15 protein-coding genes are annotated in these 22,459 nt (G+C 46.4%); 8 read left to right on the forward strand and 7 right to left on the reverse strand.

Features of this window, described 5'->3' with window-relative positions; all coding sequences use genetic code 11:
- Nucleotides 1-164: 164 nt before the first annotated feature.
- Nucleotides 165-1,196 carry a LacI family DNA-binding transcriptional regulator gene (locus tag BMW79_RS30555; RefSeq protein WP_089902512.1) on the reverse strand — a complete coding sequence of 344 codons (1,032 nt, stop codon included), beginning with the start codon at nucleotides 1,194-1,196 and terminating at the stop codon, nucleotides 165-167.
- A 314-nt stretch (nucleotides 1,197-1,510) separates the two neighbouring features.
- On the opposite strand from BMW79_RS30555, the gene BMW79_RS30560 reads away from it, so the two are divergent.
- From BMW79_RS30560 to BMW79_RS30590, 7 genes are all read left to right on the forward strand, one after another.
- Entirely contained in the window at nucleotides 1,511-2,386 is an 876-nt protein-coding gene (locus tag BMW79_RS30560; RefSeq protein ID WP_079470510.1) for an AraC family transcriptional regulator, read from the forward strand.
- A gap of 139 nt (nucleotides 2,387-2,525) precedes the next feature.
- Nucleotides 2,526-3,110 (forward strand): RNA polymerase sigma factor, encoded by a 585-nt coding sequence (locus BMW79_RS30565; protein ID WP_089902515.1) that lies wholly within the window; start codon nucleotides 2,526-2,528, stop codon nucleotides 3,108-3,110.
- A gap of 93 nt (nucleotides 3,111-3,203) precedes the next feature.
- Entirely contained in the window at nucleotides 3,204-4,220 is a 1,017-nt protein-coding gene (locus tag BMW79_RS30570; RefSeq protein ID WP_089902518.1) for a FecR family protein, read from the forward strand.
- A 5-nt stretch (nucleotides 4,221-4,225) separates the two neighbouring features.
- Nucleotides 4,226-7,711: a SusC/RagA family TonB-linked outer membrane protein gene (locus BMW79_RS30575; protein WP_089902521.1), complete on the forward strand. Its 3,486-nt coding sequence runs from the start codon at nucleotides 4,226-4,228 to the stop codon at nucleotides 7,709-7,711.
- A gap of 11 nt (nucleotides 7,712-7,722) precedes the next feature.
- A complete protein-coding gene (locus BMW79_RS30580) occupies nucleotides 7,723-9,300 on the forward strand; it encodes a SusD/RagB family nutrient-binding outer membrane lipoprotein (protein WP_089902525.1) in 1,578 nt (525 codons plus the stop codon).
- Nucleotides 9,301-9,685: 385 nt separating this feature from the next.
- Nucleotides 9,686-12,835, forward strand: a complete 3,150-nt coding sequence (locus tag BMW79_RS30585; RefSeq protein WP_177192395.1) for a SusC/RagA family TonB-linked outer membrane protein — start codon at nucleotides 9,686-9,688, stop codon at nucleotides 12,833-12,835.
- A gap of 29 nt (nucleotides 12,836-12,864) precedes the next feature.
- Complete coding sequence (locus tag BMW79_RS30590; RefSeq protein WP_245752747.1) at nucleotides 12,865-14,466, forward strand: SusD/RagB family nutrient-binding outer membrane lipoprotein; 1,602 nt, start codon at nucleotides 12,865-12,867, stop codon at nucleotides 14,464-14,466.
- Nucleotides 14,467-14,713: 247 nt separating this feature from the next.
- On the opposite strand, the gene BMW79_RS30595 is transcribed toward BMW79_RS30590, so the two are convergent.
- From BMW79_RS30595 to BMW79_RS30605, 3 genes are all read right to left on the reverse strand, one after another.
- Nucleotides 14,714-15,526, reverse strand: coding sequence for an alpha/beta hydrolase (locus tag BMW79_RS30595; RefSeq protein WP_089902531.1), 813 nt, complete (start codon nucleotides 15,524-15,526; stop codon nucleotides 14,714-14,716).
- Nucleotides 15,527-15,610: 84 nt separating this feature from the next.
- On the reverse strand, nucleotides 15,611-17,935 hold the full coding sequence (locus tag BMW79_RS30600) for a M1 family metallopeptidase (RefSeq protein ID WP_089902534.1): 2,325 nt from the start codon (nucleotides 17,933-17,935) through the stop codon (nucleotides 15,611-15,613).
- A gap of 7 nt (nucleotides 17,936-17,942) precedes the next feature.
- Complete coding sequence (locus BMW79_RS30605) at nucleotides 17,943-18,524, reverse strand: HupE/UreJ family protein (RefSeq protein WP_089902537.1); 582 nt, start codon at nucleotides 18,522-18,524, stop codon at nucleotides 17,943-17,945.
- A 71-nt stretch (nucleotides 18,525-18,595) separates the two neighbouring features.
- Between BMW79_RS30605 and BMW79_RS30610 the strand changes: the two genes are divergently transcribed.
- On the forward strand, nucleotides 18,596-19,084 hold the full coding sequence (locus BMW79_RS30610) for a DUF6702 family protein (protein WP_089902540.1): 489 nt from the start codon (nucleotides 18,596-18,598) through the stop codon (nucleotides 19,082-19,084).
- Between the two features lies 1 nt (nucleotide 19,085).
- Here BMW79_RS30610 and BMW79_RS30615 read toward each other — a convergent pair whose 3' ends face one another.
- From BMW79_RS30615 to BMW79_RS30625, 3 genes are read right to left on the reverse strand one after another with little or no spacing between them, the layout of a single operon-like run.
- Nucleotides 19,086-20,378 carry a phenylacetate--CoA ligase family protein gene (locus tag BMW79_RS30615; protein WP_089902543.1) on the reverse strand — a complete coding sequence of 431 codons (1,293 nt, stop codon included), beginning with the start codon at nucleotides 20,376-20,378 and terminating at the stop codon, nucleotides 19,086-19,088.
- An 11-nt stretch (nucleotides 20,379-20,389) separates the two neighbouring features.
- Entirely contained in the window at nucleotides 20,390-20,767 is a 378-nt protein-coding gene (acpS, locus tag BMW79_RS30620; protein WP_089902546.1) for a holo-ACP synthase, read from the reverse strand.
- A 5-nt stretch (nucleotides 20,768-20,772) separates the two neighbouring features.
- Nucleotides 20,773-22,458, reverse strand: coding sequence for a C45 family autoproteolytic acyltransferase/hydolase (locus BMW79_RS30625; RefSeq protein ID WP_245752748.1), 1,686 nt, complete (start codon nucleotides 22,456-22,458; stop codon nucleotides 20,773-20,775).
- Nucleotide 22,459 lies beyond the last annotated feature (1 nt).

Consider the following 22,459-nt stretch of genomic DNA (forward strand, 5'->3'; position numbering starts at 1 on the left):
GTTGATGGTTGAATTACATGGTTGTTTTGTTGTAAGGTTATTTTGGTGATTAAAATGCTAATAAGAGGGAATAACAATTGTCAGATAAAAAGTGTTGGGTGTTTGCATAAAAAAACGCCGGTGTGTACCGGCGTCTTTCTAAAAAAAATTTATATCGATAAAAATCAATCACGGGAAGAAGAGTCCCTGATAATGAGTTCAGGCTCCAGTCGCACCTGCTGATACGGTGTAGCGGGTGCTGGTGTAGGATGATTTAATTCTTTCATCAGGATATCCACGATGCTTTTCCCGATGGCTGCAATGGGTTGCGAAACACAGGTAATAGAAGGACTGTGCAGGCGGAACAGGTCATGGTCATCGAAGCCGATAAGACCAATATCCTTTCCTATTTCCCATCCCAGGCCACGGATGGTTTCAATGCCGGCAATACCGAGATAGTTGGTGGCAAAGAATACGGCATCGAGATCTTTTACGGAGAGCAGGAATTTTTTTATTTCATTGATGAAACTTTCCCGGTCCAGGTCGAAAGGCAGGCGCTTTACCTGTGATTTATTAAAAGGAAGTTTATTGTCTTTCAGTGCGGCGGTGAAACCTTCGAGTCGTTCTTTCATCTGCGTCTGATCGGAAGCGATGGTAACGATGGCGATTTTTTGATAGCCTTTTTCCGCAAGGTGTGTGGTGGCATCGTAGGCGCCCTGGTAGTTGTTGAGCACTACGTAATGGCTTTCCACATGCGGGAAATAGCGGTCCATCAGCACAATTGGTTTGGCCGCCGATTGCAGCAGTTCTATTTCTTTATCCAGGTTTTTGGTAGGCGTTATGATATAGCCGTCTACCTGCCGGTATTTCAATACTTCGAGCAGTCCTTTTGCTTTTTCGGTATTATCTTCTGTGCTGCCGTAAAGTACTTTATAGCCGTGCTTGTCAGCTTCATCTTCCACTACTTTTGCGAGTGTGGCGAAGAAGTTGTTGGCAATATCTTCCACAATTAAACCAATGGTTTTGGTTTTACCGGTGCGCAGACCACGGGCGAGCTGATTTGGTTTATATTTCAGCCGTGTGGCAATTTTCTGTATTTTTTTGGCAACCTGCTCACTGATTCTTTTTTCTTTTGCTTTTCCGTTGAGTACAAAAGATACCGTTGTGGGAGATACTCCGGCTTGTTTTGCAATATCTTTAATAGAGATCCCTTTCATAGACAAAATGCTACATCGATTTAGCCGGACGTAATTTACAAAATGAAGTTGGAAATTACATTGTTGCGTTAATTATTCCAAGTAACGGCCTAAAAGTATTCCTTTCCTCCTCACCCGTTTTCTATCACATAAAAAGGTTATTTTGAGGAAAATGATATTTTTTTAACCAATTTTTAATAATTTGGCAACAATCATAGGACAATCTGAATACTAATCACCTGCCTGCATCCGGTTCTTTCACGTTGTGATAATGGTCGTGGTAATAAAGTATAGGAAGCATTCACCATAATATAGCAGCTTAAATTAATACTTGAATGAAACCCATCCTTATTAAAGTGGGGGCTTTTGCCGATAATCAGATCACGATTATAGAAAGAAGTGATCCTTATTTCAATACACCTTTTCACTTTCATCCGGAATGTGAACTGGTATATGTTACGGAAAGCCACGGGAAGAGAATAGTGGGCGACAGCATCGAAAGCTTTGAAGAAGGCGACATGGTGTTTCTTGGACCTCATATACCGCATGTATGGTATAATGAGGAGGAATATTATAAGGGAGATGAAAATCTGAAAGCGCGCTCTGTAGTGATCTATTTTCCCAAAGACATTTTTGGGGAGAAGTTTTACGGATTACCCGAAACAAAAGCGCTCAGTGAGTTATTTCACCGGGCACAGCGGGGCATGAAAATCACGGGCGCTACGCATGAACTGCTGAAACCTGAGATCCTGGCATTGCCAAGGAAAGAAGGACTGGACCGCATTATATCCCTGTTGCACATCTTAAAAACGCTGTCGGAAACCCGCGACTGTTATTACCTCGCCAGCACCGGCTATTCGCATGCGTATAATGTAAAGGATAATCATAAGATTGATGAAGTATTCAAATACGTCATGAATAACTTCTCGAAAGAGATATCCCTGCAGGATGTAGCCAGCATCACCAACCTGTCGCCACAATCGTTCTGCCGCTTCTTTAAAAACCGGACCAAGAAATCATTTGTACAGTTTCTCAATGAAGTACGTATCGGCCATGCCTGCAAACGGCTCACGGAAGAAGACTGGTCTATCGCCGAAATCGCCTATTCCTGCGGGTTTAAGAACCTGTCGAACTTTAACCGGTTCTTCAAGGAAATTGTAGGGAAAACACCTAAAGAGTATAAGAACGAGCTGCGTTTGAAGGAAGCATGATAAAAAATGTAATTATTTTATCATTTGGTTATTCAGTTATTTTAAAAAGTACGTAGCCAAATGTCGGAATATCAAAATTTTCTTCTTACATTCATTTCAGTAATTATCAACCAAAACGCTTAATTACTCCTGTAATTTGATGTACAGCAGTTATTCCGATAACGAATTAATATCGCTGCTAAAAAGCGACGACACTGCCGCCTTCAATGCCATCTACGACCGCTACAGTAAATTGTTGTATTTGTTTATACACAGCAAACTGGACGCCACCGAGATCAGCAAAGATGTGCTGCAGGAGCTCTTTATTTCCCTGTGGGAGAAAAGACATGCATTGATCCTCAAAGAATCATTGAAGGCTTACCTGTACCAGGTGGCCCGCCACAAAATCATTGATATTTACCGGAAAAATGCCACGTACCGCAAGTACCTGCAGCAGCTGATCGAACATTTCGATGCCCAGCCGCATTCCATTACGGAAACAGTGGACAATAAAGCCAGGACCCAGGAACTGTTTGAGGCAATTAATCACCTGCCCGACCGCATGAAGGAAATTTTCATGCTCAGCAGGTTTGAAAACCTCAGTGTAGAACAGATTTCCACCCATCTCGGCCTCTCCCAGCAAACCGTTAAAAACCAGATCACAAAAGCGTTGAAGATACTAAGGACCAGCTACGCCAGAACAGACCTCACCGTCCTCCTGGTATTGATGTATTTGTTTATCTAGTCAGGCAACCCGCTGACCAGCTAAAAAATAATTAAATGTACATGGTACCTTTTCCACGTTATTACGACTTAAGAACACATAAAACGCCAACAGGTGGACACAGAACAGATAAAAATATTGCTGGAGCGGTATAACCAGGGGAATTGCTCACCGGAGGAAGCGGCTATTGTAGATCAATGGTTTGAAAATATCAATCGTCACCAGTCCACTTATGCGGAAGATGCAGCACTAGACCGTGAACTCGACAGCATCCGCGCAAACCTGAATGCACACATCGCACCAGCGCCCAAAGTGCGCTCCATATACGCCCGTTACTGGTATGCCGCTGCAGCAGCAGTGGTATTGCTCGCAGCAGGCCTTTTCTGGTGGAATCAATCCGCTCCGGACAAACATCCGGCAGCTGCTGCTCCCATTGCAGCCAACCAGAGCAACCGCATCGTAAAAGACGGATTCATCGAAATCACCACTCCTAAAGCACATAAAGAAAGTATTACCCTCGAAGACGGTAGCACCATAGAACTGAATGCCGGTAGTAAAGTACGCTACCCTCTTCACTTCGGAGAAAACAGCCGCAGCATTTCCCTGGAAGAAGGCGAAGCGTTCTTCACGGTAGCAGCAGATCCTGCCAGGAAATTCAGTGTCAATACCGGTGAACTAACCACCACCGCACTTGGTACCTCTTTCAATATCCGCGCCTATGCCCGCGAACATAAAGTGATTGTGGCACTGGTAACCGGTAAAGTAAAGGTAGACCAACTGAACCAGAGCAGCCAGTCGGCCCCCTCCCAGATCCTGCTGCCCGGCGAACAACTCAGCTACGACCGCGTTTCCCTCAGCCCCGTGAAAACTGCTTTCAGCAAAGCCGAAGAGGTAAACGGCTGGAAACAGGGCTACCTGATATTCAAAGATGCACCCTATAATGAGATAGTAACCGGTATAGAAAATCGTTATGGCGTCACCGTTATTAACGAAAGCGACAAAACAGCATGGAACTACAATGGCTCTTTTAAAAATGAAAGCCTCAAAGACGTAATGGACATTATCTGCCTGGCGAAATCCCTTTCTTATACCATTAAAAAAGACACCGTTTACTTGCAAAATAAAAACTAGTCCATATGAGGGTAAAGCCTTACCCCAGGATGTGGTTTGTATCCATGGGGTTGATGCTGACACTACTGTTGGCGGGGAGCTTGAACACAACGACTAGCGCAATCACGCAAACACCCGACCCGCCTGCAGGAATAGTTGTCACCATCCAGGTAAAAAATAAAAACCTGGAAGAAGTAATGACCGAAATTTCGGTAAAAACAGGGCTAAACTTTCATTATGACAAAACTGATCTGAACCTGAAGAAAAAGATTACGTTAAACTGTACGAAAACACCCATCGATGAAGTACTCAGTTTATTATCCCTTCAGGCAGGACTAAAGTTTACCCGCATTAACAATAAAATTATAGTAGGCGCAGAAAGTGACACCGGACCCTCACCCACTGTTGACCTTCTGAATCATGTGTCCCTGGAGCGAGATATCAGTGGAATTGTACGCGATAACAAAGGCACGCCACTCCCGGGAGTCACTATTCAGATCAAACATTCCAATAAAGGAACCCAATCTAACGCCGATGCTGGTTTTACCATAAAAGCCAGCACCGGCGATATGCTTGTTTTTAGTTCCGTAGGCTTCATCAGCCGGGAAGTAACCGTAGGCACAGATTCCAGCATCGTGGTACGCCTGCAGGAAAATGTAAAAGCCCTCAACGAACTGGTAGTAACTGCCCTCGGCATCCAGAAAAAAAGCAGGGAACTCCCCTATTCCACCCAGCAGCTGGATGGAGAAGATCTGCAACTGGTAAAAGACGCCAATGTCATCAACTGCCTGAACGGCAAAACAGCCGGCGCCACCATTGTCCGCAGCGCCTCCGGCATAGGCGGTTCTGTAAGGGTAGTGCTGCGTGGCAATAAATCCACCCGGGAAAACCAACCGCTGTACATCGTAGATGGCGTGCCTTACGCCAACTACACACCGGCACAACCTTCCGATGTATGGGGACAATCCCACAACATCATCGGCGCCGGTGGCCGCGATGGCGGCGATGGTATCTCCAACATCAACCCGGACGATATTGAAAGCATCAGTATCCTGAAAGGCGCTTCCGCCGCCGCTTTATATGGTAGCCAGGCCGCCAACGGCGTGATCCTCATCACCACCAAAAAAGGAAAACCCGGCAGAAGCAAAATTGATATTTCTTCCGATTTCACACAGGAAACACCAGCACTCCTCCCACCGCTTCAATACCGCTATGCACAAACAGATACACCCGGCGTAGATAAAGTAGGTACGCCACAACCCGGATCACTGGGTAGCTGGGGCCGCCCGATCAATGCACCCGACCACGTAAAAGATTTTTATAACAACGGTTCCACGTTTACCAATACTATTGCCTTCAGCGGTGGTACAGAAACCGCACAAAGTTATTTCTCCTACGCGAACACCACCAACAAAGGTATTCTGCCCACCAATAAATTCGACCGGCATACCGTTAACCTGCGCGAAACATTAAAGCTACTCAACGATAAACTGGTGATGGATGCCAACGTATCTTTCACTGCACAAAGCACTACCAACCGCTTGTCATCCGGTTTGTATTACAGCCCCATTTCCGGCCTGTATACCTTTCCGCGCGGACAGGATTTCGACTACTACAAAAACAACTTTGAATACTACGACCAGGGCCGCGATCTCTACATGCAGAACTGGTGGAATATCCGGAATGATAAAAAGTGGATAGGCCAGGATGATCAGCAAAACCCTATGTGGGCGTTGAATCGCAACCTTCGCCTCGATTCCCGCTACCGGGGCCTCGCTACGCTGTCGCTCACCTGGCAGCTGAACGACTGGCTGGCACTGAAAAGCCGGGGCAACTTCGATAAATCCCTCGACCAGTACGAACTGGAAGCCTATGCCGGCACACAGATCGTACTGGCAGGCTCCAACGGAAGATATACACTGGAAAAAGAATTCAACACCCAGCTATACGGCGACATGATGCTTAACGCCAGCCACAAAATGAATAAATGGCTGCACCTGGCCGGCAATATAGGCGCCAGCATCACCGATACCAAAGCGCATGAACGGAATTTCAACGGCTCCAACCCCAATGCAGATCCGGGATTGAATTATCCGAATAAATTTTCTGTTTCCAATATTCTCAACACCTCCCTGGATGCACAGCATAATATAGAACGCAAACAATTACAGGCAGTATTTGCCAATGCACAGGTAGGGATCAACAATTACCTGTTCCTCGATTTCACCGGGCGCAACGACTGGTCCAGCACCTTCGCCTATACTTCAACTCTGCATAAAGGATATTTCTATTATTCTGCGGGACTGTCGGCCGTATGGAGCGAGATGTTTAAAATGCCTGCATCCATCGATTTCCTCCGCTCCCGCATCTCGTATGCAAAAGTGGGAAATGATATAGCCCCCTACTCTTCGCGCCCTGCCTCCTTCACCCTGCAAACCATTGCAGGCGTAACGCGTGTGGTACTCAACCAGGACACATTGTATCCGGGCCTCCACCTGGAGCCGGAAGACAACCGTTCTTTTGAAGTAGGCCTGGAAGCACATCTGCTCAAAAATAGGATCACCGCAGATATCACCTTCTACAAAAACAATAATTATAAACAATACATGGAAGTACCGGCCCCGCTGGGTAACCGGTATAATACCTATTACCTCAACATGGGTAATATACAGAATCAGGGATGGGAAGCCACGCTTACACTGATGCCTATACGTAATAAGGCCGTGGCCTGGACCAGTACCGTAAATTTTGCCACCAACAGGAATAAAATTATTTCCCTTTCCAATTCCCGGATCATCGGGGCCGATACCAGTAATATGTTTATTCTCACTGATTTCGGGGTGAATATGTTTGGCTCTTTTATCATGGAAGGCGGCTCCTGGGGCGATATTTATTCCAACAAAGAGCTGGTGCAGAACAGCAAAGGGGAATATGTACTGGACGCTGCCGGTAAACTGCAGACCCGCAACGCATTCAAGAAAGTGGGTAATCCGAACCCGGATTTCACCCTGGGATGGAATAACAGTATCGATTATAAAAACTTTAACCTGAGCTTCCTGATAGATGGTCGGTTTGGCGGTAAAGTAATGAGTGTAACGCAGGCCGTGCTGGACTGGTACGGCGTAAGTGAAGAAAGTGCCAAAGCCCGTGACAATGGCGGCGTAAAAATCAATGCCGTGAACCGCAATGGTACCGCCTATAGCGGAAAAATTGATGCACAAACATATTACACCACCATCGGCGGCAGGGCCGGCATTGGGGAGATGTATATGTACGACGCTACCAACATCCGTTTACGGGAACTGAGCCTGAGCTATCGCCTCCCGTTGAAATGGAAATGGGTGCGCAATGCGCGCGTAGGAATAGTAGGCAGGAACCTTTTCTTTTTTGAACTGCATGCGCCGTTTGATCCGGAAGTATCCATGGGTACCGGCAACGGGCTGCAGGGTGTAGATGTATTCGGGTTGCCACCTGTACGCAGCATGGGGATCAACCTGAGATTAGGACTTTAAAATACTCACCAATGAAAAGCTGGAAAATCACCACATTATTCGCCGTCGTGGCAATTATGCTGGCAAGTGCATGTACGAAGAGATTTGATGAGATTAACAAAAATCCTTTCGATTTCACGGAAGAAGAACTGAGAGCCGATTACCGGCTGATGGGGGAACCTTTATCACAGGCGCAACTCAACCTGCTCATCTATAACGATCCGCCCACTGCACAATTACAGCAGAACCTCAACGCCGATGTTTTTTCCGGCTATATGATGGCCCCTACTCCCTTTGAAGGCAATATCAATAATACCAATTACGGCCTCCTTTATTACTGGAATAATAAGCCCTGGCAGGTAACCTACAGCAATGTGATGAAAACCTGCGACTTCGCACAAACAAAGGCGAAAGATCATTACAGTGATTTCTATGCATGGGCACAGATCATCAAGGTGGAAGCCATGCATCGCATCAGCGATATCTATGGCCCTGTGATCTATACACATTACGGCCAGCTGAACAATGAAATGGGCATTGATTACGACTCCCAGCAGCAGGCTTACTATGCCTTCTTCAAAGACCTCAAAGAAGCCATCGATACCCTGACTCATTTTATCAACACTGGTGCCACACAGCGTTTCGCCGCATTCGACCTGGTATACAAAGGCGATTATACCCAATGGGTTAAATTTGCCAATACGTTGCGGTTGCGCTTAGCCATCCGTATTTCAGGAGTGGATCCCCAAAAGGCTAGAGAAGAAGGCGAAGCCGCACTTAGCCATCCATTGGGGTTGCTCACTATTCCTGCTGATAATTTCTATGTGAATATTTCCCCGGTAACACATCCGTTGAATATCATGTGCTATACCTGGGCCGACCTGAGAATGAGCGCTCCCATGGAATCTATCCTGACCGGTTATAAAGATCCCAGGCTATCCCACTATTTTGTACCCACCGATGATGGCGTGAATGTATACCATGGCATCCGGAACGGTATCCGGATTTCTGCGAAAGAAGAATATAGCGGTTTTTCTCCCCTGGTGAAATTTGACAGCAGGATATTATTCATGACAGCCGCAGAAGCCTGGTTCCTGAAAGCCGAAGCCGCCGTATATGGCTGGAAAGGTGCGGGAGATGCCGCTACCAATTATGCCACCGGCATCAGCACTTCTTTTAACCAGTACAACATCACTAACGTGGACGCATATATGAATAACGATACCGACAAACCCCGTCCATATATCGATCCGCAAAACGGCGACAACAATGTACCTGCGGGTGATCCGCACCTGAGCACCATTACCATTAAATGGAAAGAAGGCGCGCCGGTAGCAGAGAAACTGGAAAAAATCATCACGCAGAAATGGATCGCCATGTTTCCGGAAGGACAGGAAGCCTGGAGTGAATTCCGCAGAACGGGCTATCCCAAGTTGTTCCCGGTAGTTATTAATAATAGTGGCAATACTATCTCCACAGAAAAAATGATCCGCCGGTTACCTATGCCGCAGATAGAACAGGTCACTAATCCGAAGGCACTGGCCCGTGCCATTACCACGTTAAAAGGATTGGATAACGGTGGAACACCGCTCTGGTGGGATCTCCGGTAAGTTTCAAAAAAAAGTTAAAAATAATTTAAAACAGCATAGTACTAAATATAAGTACGCACGACTCCTTTTCTGTAGCGCAACATATCAGCGCTCTATGCTATGCAGCCTGTAACAAACAGACGTTATTAAAAACAACATTTCATGTAGAAAAACACATAACAACAAACTGCTTTGCTCAACCCGGATCACACATCGCGAACAGCGATGAGGCCTTGCACGCCCCTATAGACGGGTAACTGCATAAAAAACGAAGAAAAACAGTCCTTAAAGGATGGTGCACGCCATGCTAACGGACCACTCATTTTTCAAAAATAATGCACGCTTTAAAATGGTCAGTTTAATTCAACAATACAAATCCCATTTATTAACCAAAAAAAAGGCAAGTATGAAAAAAAACCTACGCCTTATGAAAGTGTGTGCTATGACCGGTCTGGCCCTCACTTCCATATTAGCAGACAGTGCATATGTGAAGGCCGCCAGCTATACCTGGTTGCCCGCATCTTCATTCCGTAGCGCTTTCCAGGAAAAAGAAATCAGCGGCACCGTAAAGGATGGCAAAGGCACTCCGCTTCCTGGTGTTACCGTACAGATCAAAGGGGCTTCAAAAGGCACCCAGACCAATGCAGAAGGTAAGTATCATATCAACGCAAAAGCAGGTGATGTACTTGTTTTTAGCTATGTTGGTTTTGCCGTTAAAGAAAGTACTGTTGGCAGCAGCGCTACCCTCAACGCCACATTGGAAGACAATGTAAGAGGACTGAATGAACTGGTAGTAACTGCGTTGGGTATCCAGCGTAAAGCAAAAGATCTGACCTACTCAACCCAACAGGTAAAAGGTGAAGATCTGACCAATGTGAAAGAAACAAACGTGATCAATAGCTTGTCCGGTAAAGTATCCGGCCTGCAGATTAACCGCAGTGCCTCCGGTGTGGGTGGTTCTGCCAGGGTGATTTTACGCGGACAGAAATCTATCCGGGAGAATCAACCGCTGTATGTAGTAGATGGTGTACCTATCGCCAACTTCACCAGTGCACAACCCGGCGATCTCTGGGGACAGGCTTCCGGCGCTTCTTCCGGCGGTCGTGATGGTGGTGATATCTTAAGTACCATCAACCCGGATGACATCGAAAGTATCAACGTACTGAAAGGAGCTTCGGCTTCTGCATTGTACGGTAGCCAGGCAGGTAACGGTGTAATCATCATCACCACTAAAAAAGGTAAAGCAGGACAGGCAAAAGTAAGCTTCGCCTCCAGCTTCACGCTCGACAAACCTGCTTATCTTCCTGAATCACAGAACTCCTATCTGCAAACAGGTCCCGGTACCATCGACAGCTGGGGCAAAGAAGGCAGCAGCAAGGATATTGTAAAACCATTCTTTAAAACCGGTACTACTTTTATTAACTCCGTTAACGTAGCCGGTGGTACTGAAAAAGCACAGACTTATTTCTCTTATTCCAACACCGCGAATACAGGAATAATGCCTACTGCGAAGTATGGTCAGCATACCCTCAACTTCCGTGAAACAGGTACCTTCCTGAACGATAAACTGAATATAGATGCGAACGTGCAGATGACCACCCAGAATGCACATAACCGTCCTACTTCCGGCTTATACTACAACCCGCTTACCGGTTTGTATATTTTCCCCAGAGGACTGGATTTCGACAGCTATAAAAATAACTACGAATATTTCTCCGCTGCACGTAACGTAAACATGCAGAACTGGTGGAATATTAATTTCGATAAAAGCCAGGCAGGGGAAGACTTCCAGCAGAATCCATACTGGGTGCTGAACAGAAACGTTACCGAAAACAGGAAAGACAATCTCATCGCATCCCTGAGCTTACGTTATGCGATCAACGACTGGCTGAACGTACAGATTCGTGGTAACGCCAACAAAGCCTGGGATAAATACGAACTGAAAGCATATGCCGGTACACAAACTACCATTGCAGATGCCAACGGCCGCTATACCAACGATTACCTGACCAGCACCCAATATTATGGTGACCTGCTGGTATCCGGTAACAAAAAGCTGTCTGATAAACTCGGATTCAACTTCACTGCCGGTACCAGTATCAACGACCTCAAACAGGATCATAATTTTATTGACTCCAAAGATGCAGACCTGGCTTTCGCCAATGTATTCCATATCGGTAACATTAACCTGAGCCCGGCTGCGAAAATAACACCCACCGGTTCCAGAAGACAGATCCAGTCTTTATTCGCTACCGCTGGTATTAACCTGAGTGAAAAAGTATTCCTGGACCTGACCGCCCGTAACGACTGGTCATCTACCCTGGCATACACACCTACCATGAAAAAAGGGTACCTGTATTATTCCGCCGGTTTAAATACCATCCTGAGCGAAGTATTTAAAATGCCAGCCGCCATCACTTACTCAAAGATCCGTGCATCTTATGCAAAAGTAGGTAATGACGTAGATCAGTTTGTAACCAGACCTACCAACCAGATCATTTCCGGTACTTTGATCTCCAACATTGCTGGACCTTTTAACGGCGTAGCACTGAAACCTGAAATCACCACTTCCGTAGAAGTAGGTACAGAATGGAGATTCATGGATAACCGCCTGAACCTGGATGTAACCTGGTACAACTCACACACTAAAAATCAATACTTCGATTTCCCGGTATCTGTAGGCTACCTCTATCCAAACGCTTACCTGAATGCGGGTGATGTACAAAACACCGGTATAGAAGCAACACTGGGCTACCAGGTAGTAAAACAAAAGAACTTCGGCTGGAACACAGCATTCAACTTCACCCGTAACAGGAACAAGCTGATCAAACTGGCGCCGCAGTTAAATGGTGATTATACCCTGACTCCAAGAGGCGATAACGTTAACACCTATGCGCTGGTGCTCCATGAAGGAAGTGCCTATGGCGACATTTACGGTAAGAAAGCCGTACGTGACGAAAGCGGTAAACTGGTGATAGATGATGAAAGCGGCAAGCCTAAAGCAGAAGACGGTAAATTAACCTACCTCGGTAATCCAACACCAGACTTCCTGCTGGGATGGAGCAATACTATCAACCTGCACAAATTCAGCATCAACTTCCTGATCGATGGCCGTTTTGGTGGTAAAGTAATGAGTATCACACAAGCTATGATGGACCAGTATGGTGTATCAAAAGCCACCGGCGATGCACGTAAAAATGGTGGTGTAGATGTTCCTGCTGTATACGCCAGCGGTAAAGCCTATACCGGTAAAATCCCTGCTGACCTGTACTATGCAGGTATCGGCGGCCGTGCCGGTATCACCGAATTCTATATGTATGATGCCACTAACATCCGCCTGAGAGAGTTATCTGTTAATTACAACTTCGCATTGAAACCAGGATTCTTCAAAGACCTGAAGCTTGGACTGGTAGCACGTAACCTGTTCTTTATCACTAAAAAAGCGCCTTACGATCCTGAACTGAGTATGAGTACCGGTAACGGTGTGCAAGGTGTGGATGTATTTGGTTTACCATCTACCCGCAGCTTTGGATTGAACCTGAAATGTGCATTTTAACCTGATTAAGAACAACAAAAACAAGAGCTATGAATTATAAAATATTCAAAATAGCGAGTCTGGCCATGGCAGCCACACTATGCTTCAGCAGCTGTACCAAAAACTTTGAAGACATCAACAAAAACCCATATGGTTCTACGGATGAAGAGTTAGCGGCGGATTTTGCACTGGTTCCGGCTTTGCTGCAACAGGCACAACGCAGCATCTATCTCTATCAGCCGGCACCTACCTTCCAGCTGCAACAAAACCTGCTGAGTGATATTTACAGTGGTTATATGATGTCGCCTACCCCCTTTGGCGGTAACATCAATAACATCACCTACAGCTTTGTAGATGGATGGATCAATACTACTTTCAGCACCGGTTATACCAATGTGATGAATCCCTGCTACAAAGTAGCTGCGTTCACCAAAGGAAAAGTACCTGATAGCTATGCCATGTCGCTGATCATCAAAGTGGAAGCCATGCACCGGACTTCCGATATCTTTGGCCCGATCATCTACAGCAAATACAATACTCCTAACCCGGATGGTTCTATCGACTACGACAGCCAGAAAGATGCGTACTATATGTTCTTTGATGAACTGAAAACCGCTATCGATATCCTGACACCATTGGCCGGCAAAGAATCATCTGCCTTGTTCAAAAAATCCGATCTCGTTTACGGTGGTAGCTACAAACAATGGTTACAATTTGCCAACACCCTGCGTTTAAGACTCGCTTTACGTGTAGTAAACGTAGATGCTGCAAAAGCTAAACTGGAAGGTGAAGCCGCACTGGCAAATGCTGGTGGATTACTGCAAAGCTACAAGGATAACTTCACGGTGGATATCGGAACTACCACTCACCCGCTGAACACCGTTTGTGGTGCATGGGGCGATATCCTGATGGGTGCTCCCGTAGGTACTTACATGAACGGTTATAAAGATCCCCGTTTGCCGTTGTACTTCGAGAAAGCAACTGATCCTGCTGTGAAAGACCAGTATATCGGTATCCGTAATGGTATCAATATCGATGGTAAAGCACGTTATGGTAGCTTCTCCAAACTGGTGGAACTGCCTGGTAAATTACAGCTCGTAACGGCTGCTGAAGCCTGGTTCCTGAAATCAGAAGCGGCTATCCGCCAATGGGCAGGTGCAGGTAATGCGCAAACCAATTACGAAACCGGTATCCAGACTTCCTTCGATCAATATAAACTGGGAGATGCAAGTACTTATTACAATGATAACGCTTCACTGCCAGCACCATACATCGATCCAAAGGCGATCACTGCCGGCCAGAATGATATCAAAGCTGGTTCCCAATACCTGAGCACCGTTACCATCAAATGGGAAGAAGGTGTGTCAGTAGACAGGAAACTGGAACGTATCATTACCCAGAAATGGATTGCCAATTTCCCTGAAGGAGAAGAAGCATGGGCTGAATTCCGCAGAACCGGTTACCCTAAACTGTTTCCGGTTGTAGTAAACAACAGTGGTGGTAAAGTAAGCACCACGGACTTTGTACGCAGAGCACCATTCCCAAGCAACGAATACGCTACCAATGGCGCTGGAGTTGCAAAGGCGGTGACTACCCTCAGCGAACCAAAAGACGTAGGTGGTACCCATCTGTGGTGGGATCCGAAAAAATAATAACATTCTTATTTTGAATCGCGTGCATAAAAAAGGCCGGTCCTGTTGAGGACCGGCATTCATTCAACAAACGCGAGGAAGAATAAATAATATTTTTCAATCAACATAGGTCACATTCAAAGATTACCGCCGTTGGTATTCCTGCTGACGGCACTTTTTAGAGAACAAATTTTCTGGATTTTCATAGGAATTGGACAAAAAGAAGCCGGTCTTACCAAAGACCGGCCTTTCTTTTTATAATACCTTTTTACTTATTGAAAAACTGCTGGAAGAATAACAACTGGTACTTGACCGCATTGGCCCAGTATTGCCAGTTGTGCTCTCCTGGCCGTTCCGTATAGTCGTGATTGATACCCGCCAGTAATAATTTTTTATGAAGATCCCGGTTTACATCAATAAAGAAATCCTTTACACCGCAATCAACAATAATAGACAAGGCACCCGGTTTCAGGCTATCTACCTGTTTTATAACCGTATAGTCGTACCAGTTGGCACCGTCCGTACCTGGTTCTCCCAGGCGTTTCTTCAGATCCCAGTTTTTGGGAAACGGCCGAAAATCCACGCCACCACTCATACTCCCGGCAGCGCCGAATACATCCTGGTGACGGATCGCCAGGAACAGGGCGCCGTGGCCACCCATGCTCAGGCCGGCGATGGCCCGGTGAGCGGGTTCCGGTAAAGTCTGATAATGCTGGTCTATGTATGCCGGGATTTCTTTGGACACATAGGTTTCAAAACGCATGCTGCTATCTACCGGGCTGTCGAAGTACCAGCTGGTCACCGCGCCATCCGGGCAAACGATCATGCATTGATAAGTATCGGCCAGTTCCTTGATAACAGGCACATTGGTGACCCAGTTGGCGAAATTACCACCGGCGCCATGCAGCAGGTATACCACCGGGTAGCGTTGTGTACCGCTTTTGTAGGAGGCAGGCTTGATCACTACGCATTTATAGGCGCGACGCATTTTCTGGCTGTGAATGGAAACGGTATCCACATCGGCGGCCCTGGCTGTTTGCACCAGGCAGATCAACAGTAATAACCGGGCTAGTTGTTTCATAACATTGACTTTTAAAAGGATCTTAAAAAGTAAGGCGGCTATCATCCGGAGATGATAGCCGCCACAAAATATAAAATAGCTGGTTTATTTTGTACTTGCTTTCTTCATCGGGTTATCACCGGTAGAAGCGCCCCGAATGGTACCGGCCGCCTTGAATAACTCAAATTTAGAAGGTGAAGCGGTACGTGGCCAGCTGTTATTGCTTTCGTCAATATCGGCGGTTTCGCGCAACGGATCGAGCTTTACAGACACTACGGCTTTATCCTTTGCAAATACTTTGGTCACCTCATTTTCATTCTTACGCCAGATATAGGCGGAGATCCGGTCGGTTTCTTTTGTACCATCGGCAAAAGTCCATTCAATGATGAGTGGCATTACCAGGCCGCCTTTATTGGAGAAAGTTACCTGGTAGAAATTCTTTTTGCTATCGTACAATGCTTTTTCTTCTTTGCTTAAACCGTTGTAAAATTCATTATAAGCAGCTTTATCTTCCGGGCTTACTTCAAAGCGGTTCCATTTGCTGTAGAAATCCTGCAGGCTGGTATCCTGATCCACGGCATATTTCACGCCGGCTGCTTTGTTCCGCTGCCTGGCCACGTGATCCATATTTTTATCGTAGGCAGCTTTGGCCGATTGGGCGGTTTCTTCCGGATTTTTGCCATCCATGCGATACCATTTCAGGCTGTCGATGGAAATATCCACCGGTTCAGTTCCAAAGAACCAGCCGCGCCAGAACCAGTCCAGGTCTACCGCAGAGGCATCTTCCATAGTGCGGAAGAAGTCGGCCGGAGTAGGATGTTTAAATGCCCAACGGCGTGCATATTCACGGAAGGCAAAATCAAACAGCTCACGCCCCATAATGGTTTCCCGCATGATATTCAGTCCTGTAGCCGGTTTAGCATAGGCATTGGGCCCAAACTGCACAATGTTTTCAGAATTGGTCATGATAGGTTCCAGCTGATCTTTCGGCATCTTCATATAATCCACGATCTTATGTGCAGGGCCACGGCCGGAAGGGAAGTTACTGTCCCATTCCTGTTCGGCCATAAACTGGCAGAAGGTATTCAGTCCTTCGTCCATCCAGGTCCATTGTCTTTCGTCGGAGTTGACGATCATCGGGAAGAAGTTATGTCCCACTTCGTGGATGATAACCCCGATCATACCGTTCTTGGTAGCTTCAGAATAGGTACCATCTTTATCGGCGCGGCCATAGTTGAAGCAGATCATAGGATATTCCATACCGTTGGCGGCTTCCACCGAAATGGCCACCGGGTAAGGATAAGGAATCGTATGTTTTGAATATGATTTCAGCGTATGTGCTACTACTTTGGAAGAATAACGGCGATACAGCGGATAAGCTTCCGGACCATAATACGACATGGCCATTACCTTATTGCCTTCCACGTTGGTAGCGAGGGCATCCCACACCAGGCGGCGGGAAGATACCCAGGCAAAGTCGCGCACATTCTGTGCCTCATATACCCAGGTGGTGGTTTTGCCGGCATGTCCCTGTATGGCTTTCTTTGCTTCATCCAGGCTCACCACTTCCACCGGCTCCTTGCTGTTCTGTGCCTGCTGCCAGCGCTGGAATTGCGCAGGAGAAAGCACTTCCCTGTAATTCTGGCATTCACCTGTAGCGCCTACCACATGGTCCGATGGTACGGTCATGCGCACACGGAAATTGCCAAAGGTGAGGGCAAATTCACCACGGCCGGTAAACTGCTTGTTCTGCCATCCCTGGAAATCAGAGTATACGGCCAGTCGCGGGTACCACTGGGAAATGGTGTAGAGGTAATTTTTATCTTCCGGGAAATATTCATATCCGCCCCGGCCACCAACGGTCATCCGGTCGGACAGGTTATACCACCAGTTTACTTTGAATTTATATTTCTCTCCCGGCATCAATGGCTTAGGCAGATCGATGCGGAGCATGGTCTGATTGATGGTGTAGGGCAATGCTTTTCCATCTCCATCGGTCAGTTTTACAATCTTTACGCCCAGGTCCTTACCAGAAGGCAGGAGGCTGTTGAGCGTAGCCATGGTCATTTTATCCGACATCCGGCTTTCATTGAACTGCTGGTTATCGCCTTTGGCGTCATGCTCATTTTCATCGAGCTGTAACCAGAGGTAGGTGAGCGGATCGGGCGAGTTATTGAAGTAAGTAACCGTTTCTGCACCCGTCAGTTTTTGCTTTTCATCATCCAGTTGCGCTTCTATATCATAATCGGCCCGTTGCTGCCAGTATTTTGGTCCGGGCGCACCGGAAGCGGAGCGGTACATATTCGGTGTCTGCAACATCGTTCCCAGCTGCTCGAAACGGTTGCCATGGTTGGAGCCCGGGTTGTTTTGCGCCTGCAGCGACAACACGCTGCAACACAATACCCCGGCGAGGTAAAGTTGTTTTCTCATAAACAGTTTATATAAACAGCGCTCTAACGCCTTGTATCACCATTAAAAAAGCAACGCCAAAAGTGGCCGAAGAAAGGAACATATTCCAGTCGCGGCGTTTTACGCGCCCAAATTGCACGATCCAGGTGGAGATGAGCAGTATGCACATCACGATAATGATCTGTCCGAATTCCAGCCCCAAATTGAATCCCAGGAGTGGTTTAACGATGTTTGCCTGGCTTCCCAGCAAACTTTTCAGGTAATTGGAAAAACCGAGTCCATGGATCAAACCGAAAAATAAAGCGTAAAAGTAGTTGAGCTGCAGGTTTTGCGGTGCTTCGTCTTTCCGGATAATATTCGACAGGGCGGTGACACAGATCGTGACCGGTATCAGGAACTCAATCAGTGCCGCCGGTATACGGATAATATGTAATACACTCAACGCCAGGGTAATGGAATGTCCTACCGTAAATGCGGTGACCAATACCAGCACTTTTTTCCAGTCGCGCAGCAGGTAAATGGCACTCAACGCTATTACAAAGAGAATATGATCATAAGCATCCCAATTAATAATATGTTGCCACCCCAGCTCAAAATACAATCCATCCATTGCCACTGCTTTTCTTTAATTTCGGGTAATAATAGAAAGTAAAAGTTAATTTTTTAAAAAATATTAGTCCAGTGGGTTTATTATTATGTAAATGGTGGATGACTTTATGGCTAACCGCCTTCCACCCTTTCTATGCCAGCGTTACCGAGATTTCCCATGATGCGGGCAAAAAAGAGCTACAGGTCAGTTGCCGCATTTTCGCGGACGACCTGGAAAATACCCTCAAAGCACAGTATAAAACTTCCTTTGATATTACCCGCCCTGCCAATCGCAAGCAGGTAGAGGGCTACATCGCTGCTTATCTTTCTCAACATCTTGCAGTAACACTGGATGGCAAAAATGTACCCCTGCATTTTATCGGATATAAGATAGAAGAAGATGCAGTATGGAGCTTCCTGGAAGCGGAAAATGTGCCGGTTCCAAAGAAGGTGCAGGTGAAGAATGATGTGTTATATGAACGGCATCCTACACAGACCAATATGATTCATGTATTAGTAGGTGGCGAGCGGAAGAGTACGAAGCTGGATAACCCGAAGGATATGGCGGTGATGGGGTTTTAGCCTAACTCCTGTTATCCAGAAACTTCACCGGCTTACGACTGTTCTCCGGAAACTGCATCCGCATAATCTCCTGCTGACTGGTATATCTCACCTGCGGAATCACGCGCAGCTTTGCCTGCAGATATGATTTTATTTTGCGGTCCATCTCTTCAGATTCCTCCTTTGGCCAGAGGTGCAATAGTATTTCATCAGTACCGAGTTCATTGGAAAATACTTCCACTACAAACTCTTTCACATCTTCCATATCATTCAGCAAATCAAAAAGCGCTGGTGGATACAGGGTAGTACCTTTGTATTTGATCATCTGTTTTTTACGTCCTATTACGGGAGATAGACGAAGCGTATGTCGTCCGCAGCTGCAGGCTTCGTGATGATACTGGCAGATATCGCCGGTTTTGTAACGCAGCAGGGGCATGCCTTCTACGCCTAGTGTAGTGATAGTTACCTCTCCTTCTTCACCTGGTGCAACAGGTTGATTATTTTCATCGAGCAATTCCACATACAGTAATTCCGGGTGATGATGCCCGCCGTGGCCGGCTTTGCATTCGGTAAATGCCGTCTGCATTTCTGTGGAAGCATAGGTAGAATAAAGCTGGATATTCCACTGCTCGGTTATTTTCTTTCCCAGTACGTTCAGCGAAAAATCGGTATTGCGGATATTTTCTCCGATGCATACCGCCTTTTTAACAGAAGTCTGGTTTACATCAATGTGATGTTCCTTGGCGTAGGCAATCAGTTTCACGATAAAGGAAGGAACACCAACGATGGTGGTTGGTTGAATACGCTGGATATTTTCCCATTGCATGCTCGGTACACCAGGCCCTACACGTAATACACCGGCGCCCAGTTTGCGGATACCGTTGTAATAAGCCATTCCTGCCATAAACTGACGGTCCAGTGTGAGCATGAGCTGGTAAATATCGCTATCAGTACCATCGGCGCAGCAGAAAGAAATGTATTCGTTATAGCTGAGCCGTTGCAGGTCTTTTTCCGTTAAAGCAATAATCACCGGCCGGCCTAAAGTACCAGAAGTAGTGGTGTATTCGGCTATTTTACTTTTATCTACACAAAGAAATTCCCAGTTATGTTCCTGCAGATCTTCTTTTGTTACCGGTGGAATCTGTGAGAAGGCTTCCAGCGATTGAACCTGGTCTGCCGCAATGCCGTGTTTTTTAAACCATGCTTTATAGAATGGTGAAAACTCACGCAGGTAACCCAGCAGGCGCATTACTTCCTTTTCCTGGTAAGCCCTGATAGCTGCTTTCGACTGTAGTTCAATATCCGGTATATACATCTGCTATAAATTTATCCTTCAATAATGACCATGGCTACTGCGGCACTTTTTTCATGGGATAAGGAAACCCATATTTTTTTGATACCCAGCAGCTCGTATTTGGCGGCGCCGTTGCCTATTAAAAATACTTCCGGTTTCCCGGCAGCATCATTCCGTATTTCTATTTCATCGAAGTTAACGCCCCCGTTGCCCCAGCCGGTACCAAAAGCCTTCAGCACCGCTTCTTTGGCAGCAAAACGTGCGGCATAACTTTCCGCAGGCATCGCCTGTTGTTCGCAATAACTGATTTCAAAAGGAGTGAACACCAGGTTACGGAATCCATCGCCTTTGGCCAGCTTGGCGGCAATGCGCGGCACTTCTGTTATGTCTGTTCCGATACCGATGATCATGGCAGTTAACTTTTTAATTTAGTATTGCACAATGCCAGTTGTTTACGGATATGATCTTCTTCTCCTTTGGTAGCAATCACCTTTGTTAAGGCTGTTTCATAATAGGCTTTTGCTTTGGCAAAGGCCCGTTGCTTATATTCATAATCTCCTGCCAATACATACGTATGATAATATGCGGGATTGGAAGCTACTAATGCGTTAATATCTACCGGCTGTCCTTCTTTGAGTTGATCTCTCAACTTGCGGTAAGTTTCAAAAGCCTGGTAATCTTTTGATAACAGGAAAGTATCTGCAGCGATATTCAGGGCATCTTCGTATACTTCATGGTCTGTGTGCAGGCCTTTCATGCTGAAGATCTTATTCAGATCATACGCTACAAACTGCCCCAACTGCCACGGTGCGGTAGATACCCATACCAGTCCTTTCTTTGGTTCAAATACAATAGAATGGTGTGCTATCAGCTGGTTGATAGACTTTTCATTGCCCATACCAATATTGGCGTTATGTAAACCGCCACGATCGCGCAATATACTAACGGTCTTCTGCACGGTATTGGGACCATTCTCCTTCATCAGCTCTGTCAGCCGCTCGTAGCGGTATTCAGAAGCACTTTCTTTTATCTGTAATTTATTGGAAGCGAGAATACCGAGAGAATCGCCCTGGAAGTGGTTGGTACAGGTGATAAAATTTTTACCGGAGCTGTACATATCCATCCCTTCCGGCGTTTTCTCAATGATCACTGCTTTATTATCTTCCGCAGAACCTACCAGGAAAGATTCTGACACAAACATCTTCCGCTTGCGGGCAATCTCCCAGGCTTCATTAATATTCTTTGCATATTGAAGAATTTCCCTGGCTACCAGCGATACCGGCGTGGCAGCAGCAGTAGGCACGCTGGTTTTAGCTGCATTGATGGTAACGGTGAGTCCTTTGTCATTCATACCGGATACTACTCCGGTAAAGCCTCCCCAGGTCACAAACATAAAGTTGTGGCCCTTCTCAGGATGATAAAATACGACCATTTTCTCTTCTGCAAAAGCATCGCCCATGTAGAAATCGAAGTTGCGGCCAATGATAAGGTTACTATCGGCCGACTGGTCATTCCAGGTGCCAAAAGACGTGCAACCCACCAGCATCATGCCTTGCAGCGCATGACCGATATCATGCGCCGCATGATAGTTCATCAGGCGGGCATAGTTGGTCCCGATATAATCGTAGTTGGGAGAAGCAGAAAAAGACTCCCCGTAAATTTCTTCTTTAAATTCTTCCGGCACATGATCAGCCAGATCGCGGTTAAACCAGCCGATAAAATATTTCAGGAAATGCAGGTAAAAAGTAGATGGCACCATTTTGCTGAACTGCGCCACAAACACATCTTCCTGGCGACGGATCAATTCACCGGATAACTTACCATTGATGACGCCTCTTTCAAAAGGAGCGCCTTCCACATACATTTCATACAAGCCGCTGTTACTCTTGCGGAACCAGTTGTTGCCGAGGGTATAGGCGGTGCTGTCAAGCGGTTTACGTTGCAGCTGCAAAGCACGCTGATCCGCAATTTCCGGTGGCGGCATTTTGCTTACGGCTACCAGGTAAATTCCCAACCCTACAAAAAGCAGGATAAAAAAACCGATGATGTATAATAGTATGCGTCCAAATCTTCTCCAGCCGCTGCGCTTCTTATTTTTCACT

This window comes from Chitinophaga arvensicola (assembly GCF_900110835.1).
Taxonomy (GTDB): Bacteria; Bacteroidota; Bacteroidia; order Chitinophagales; family Chitinophagaceae; genus Chitinophaga; species Chitinophaga arvensicola.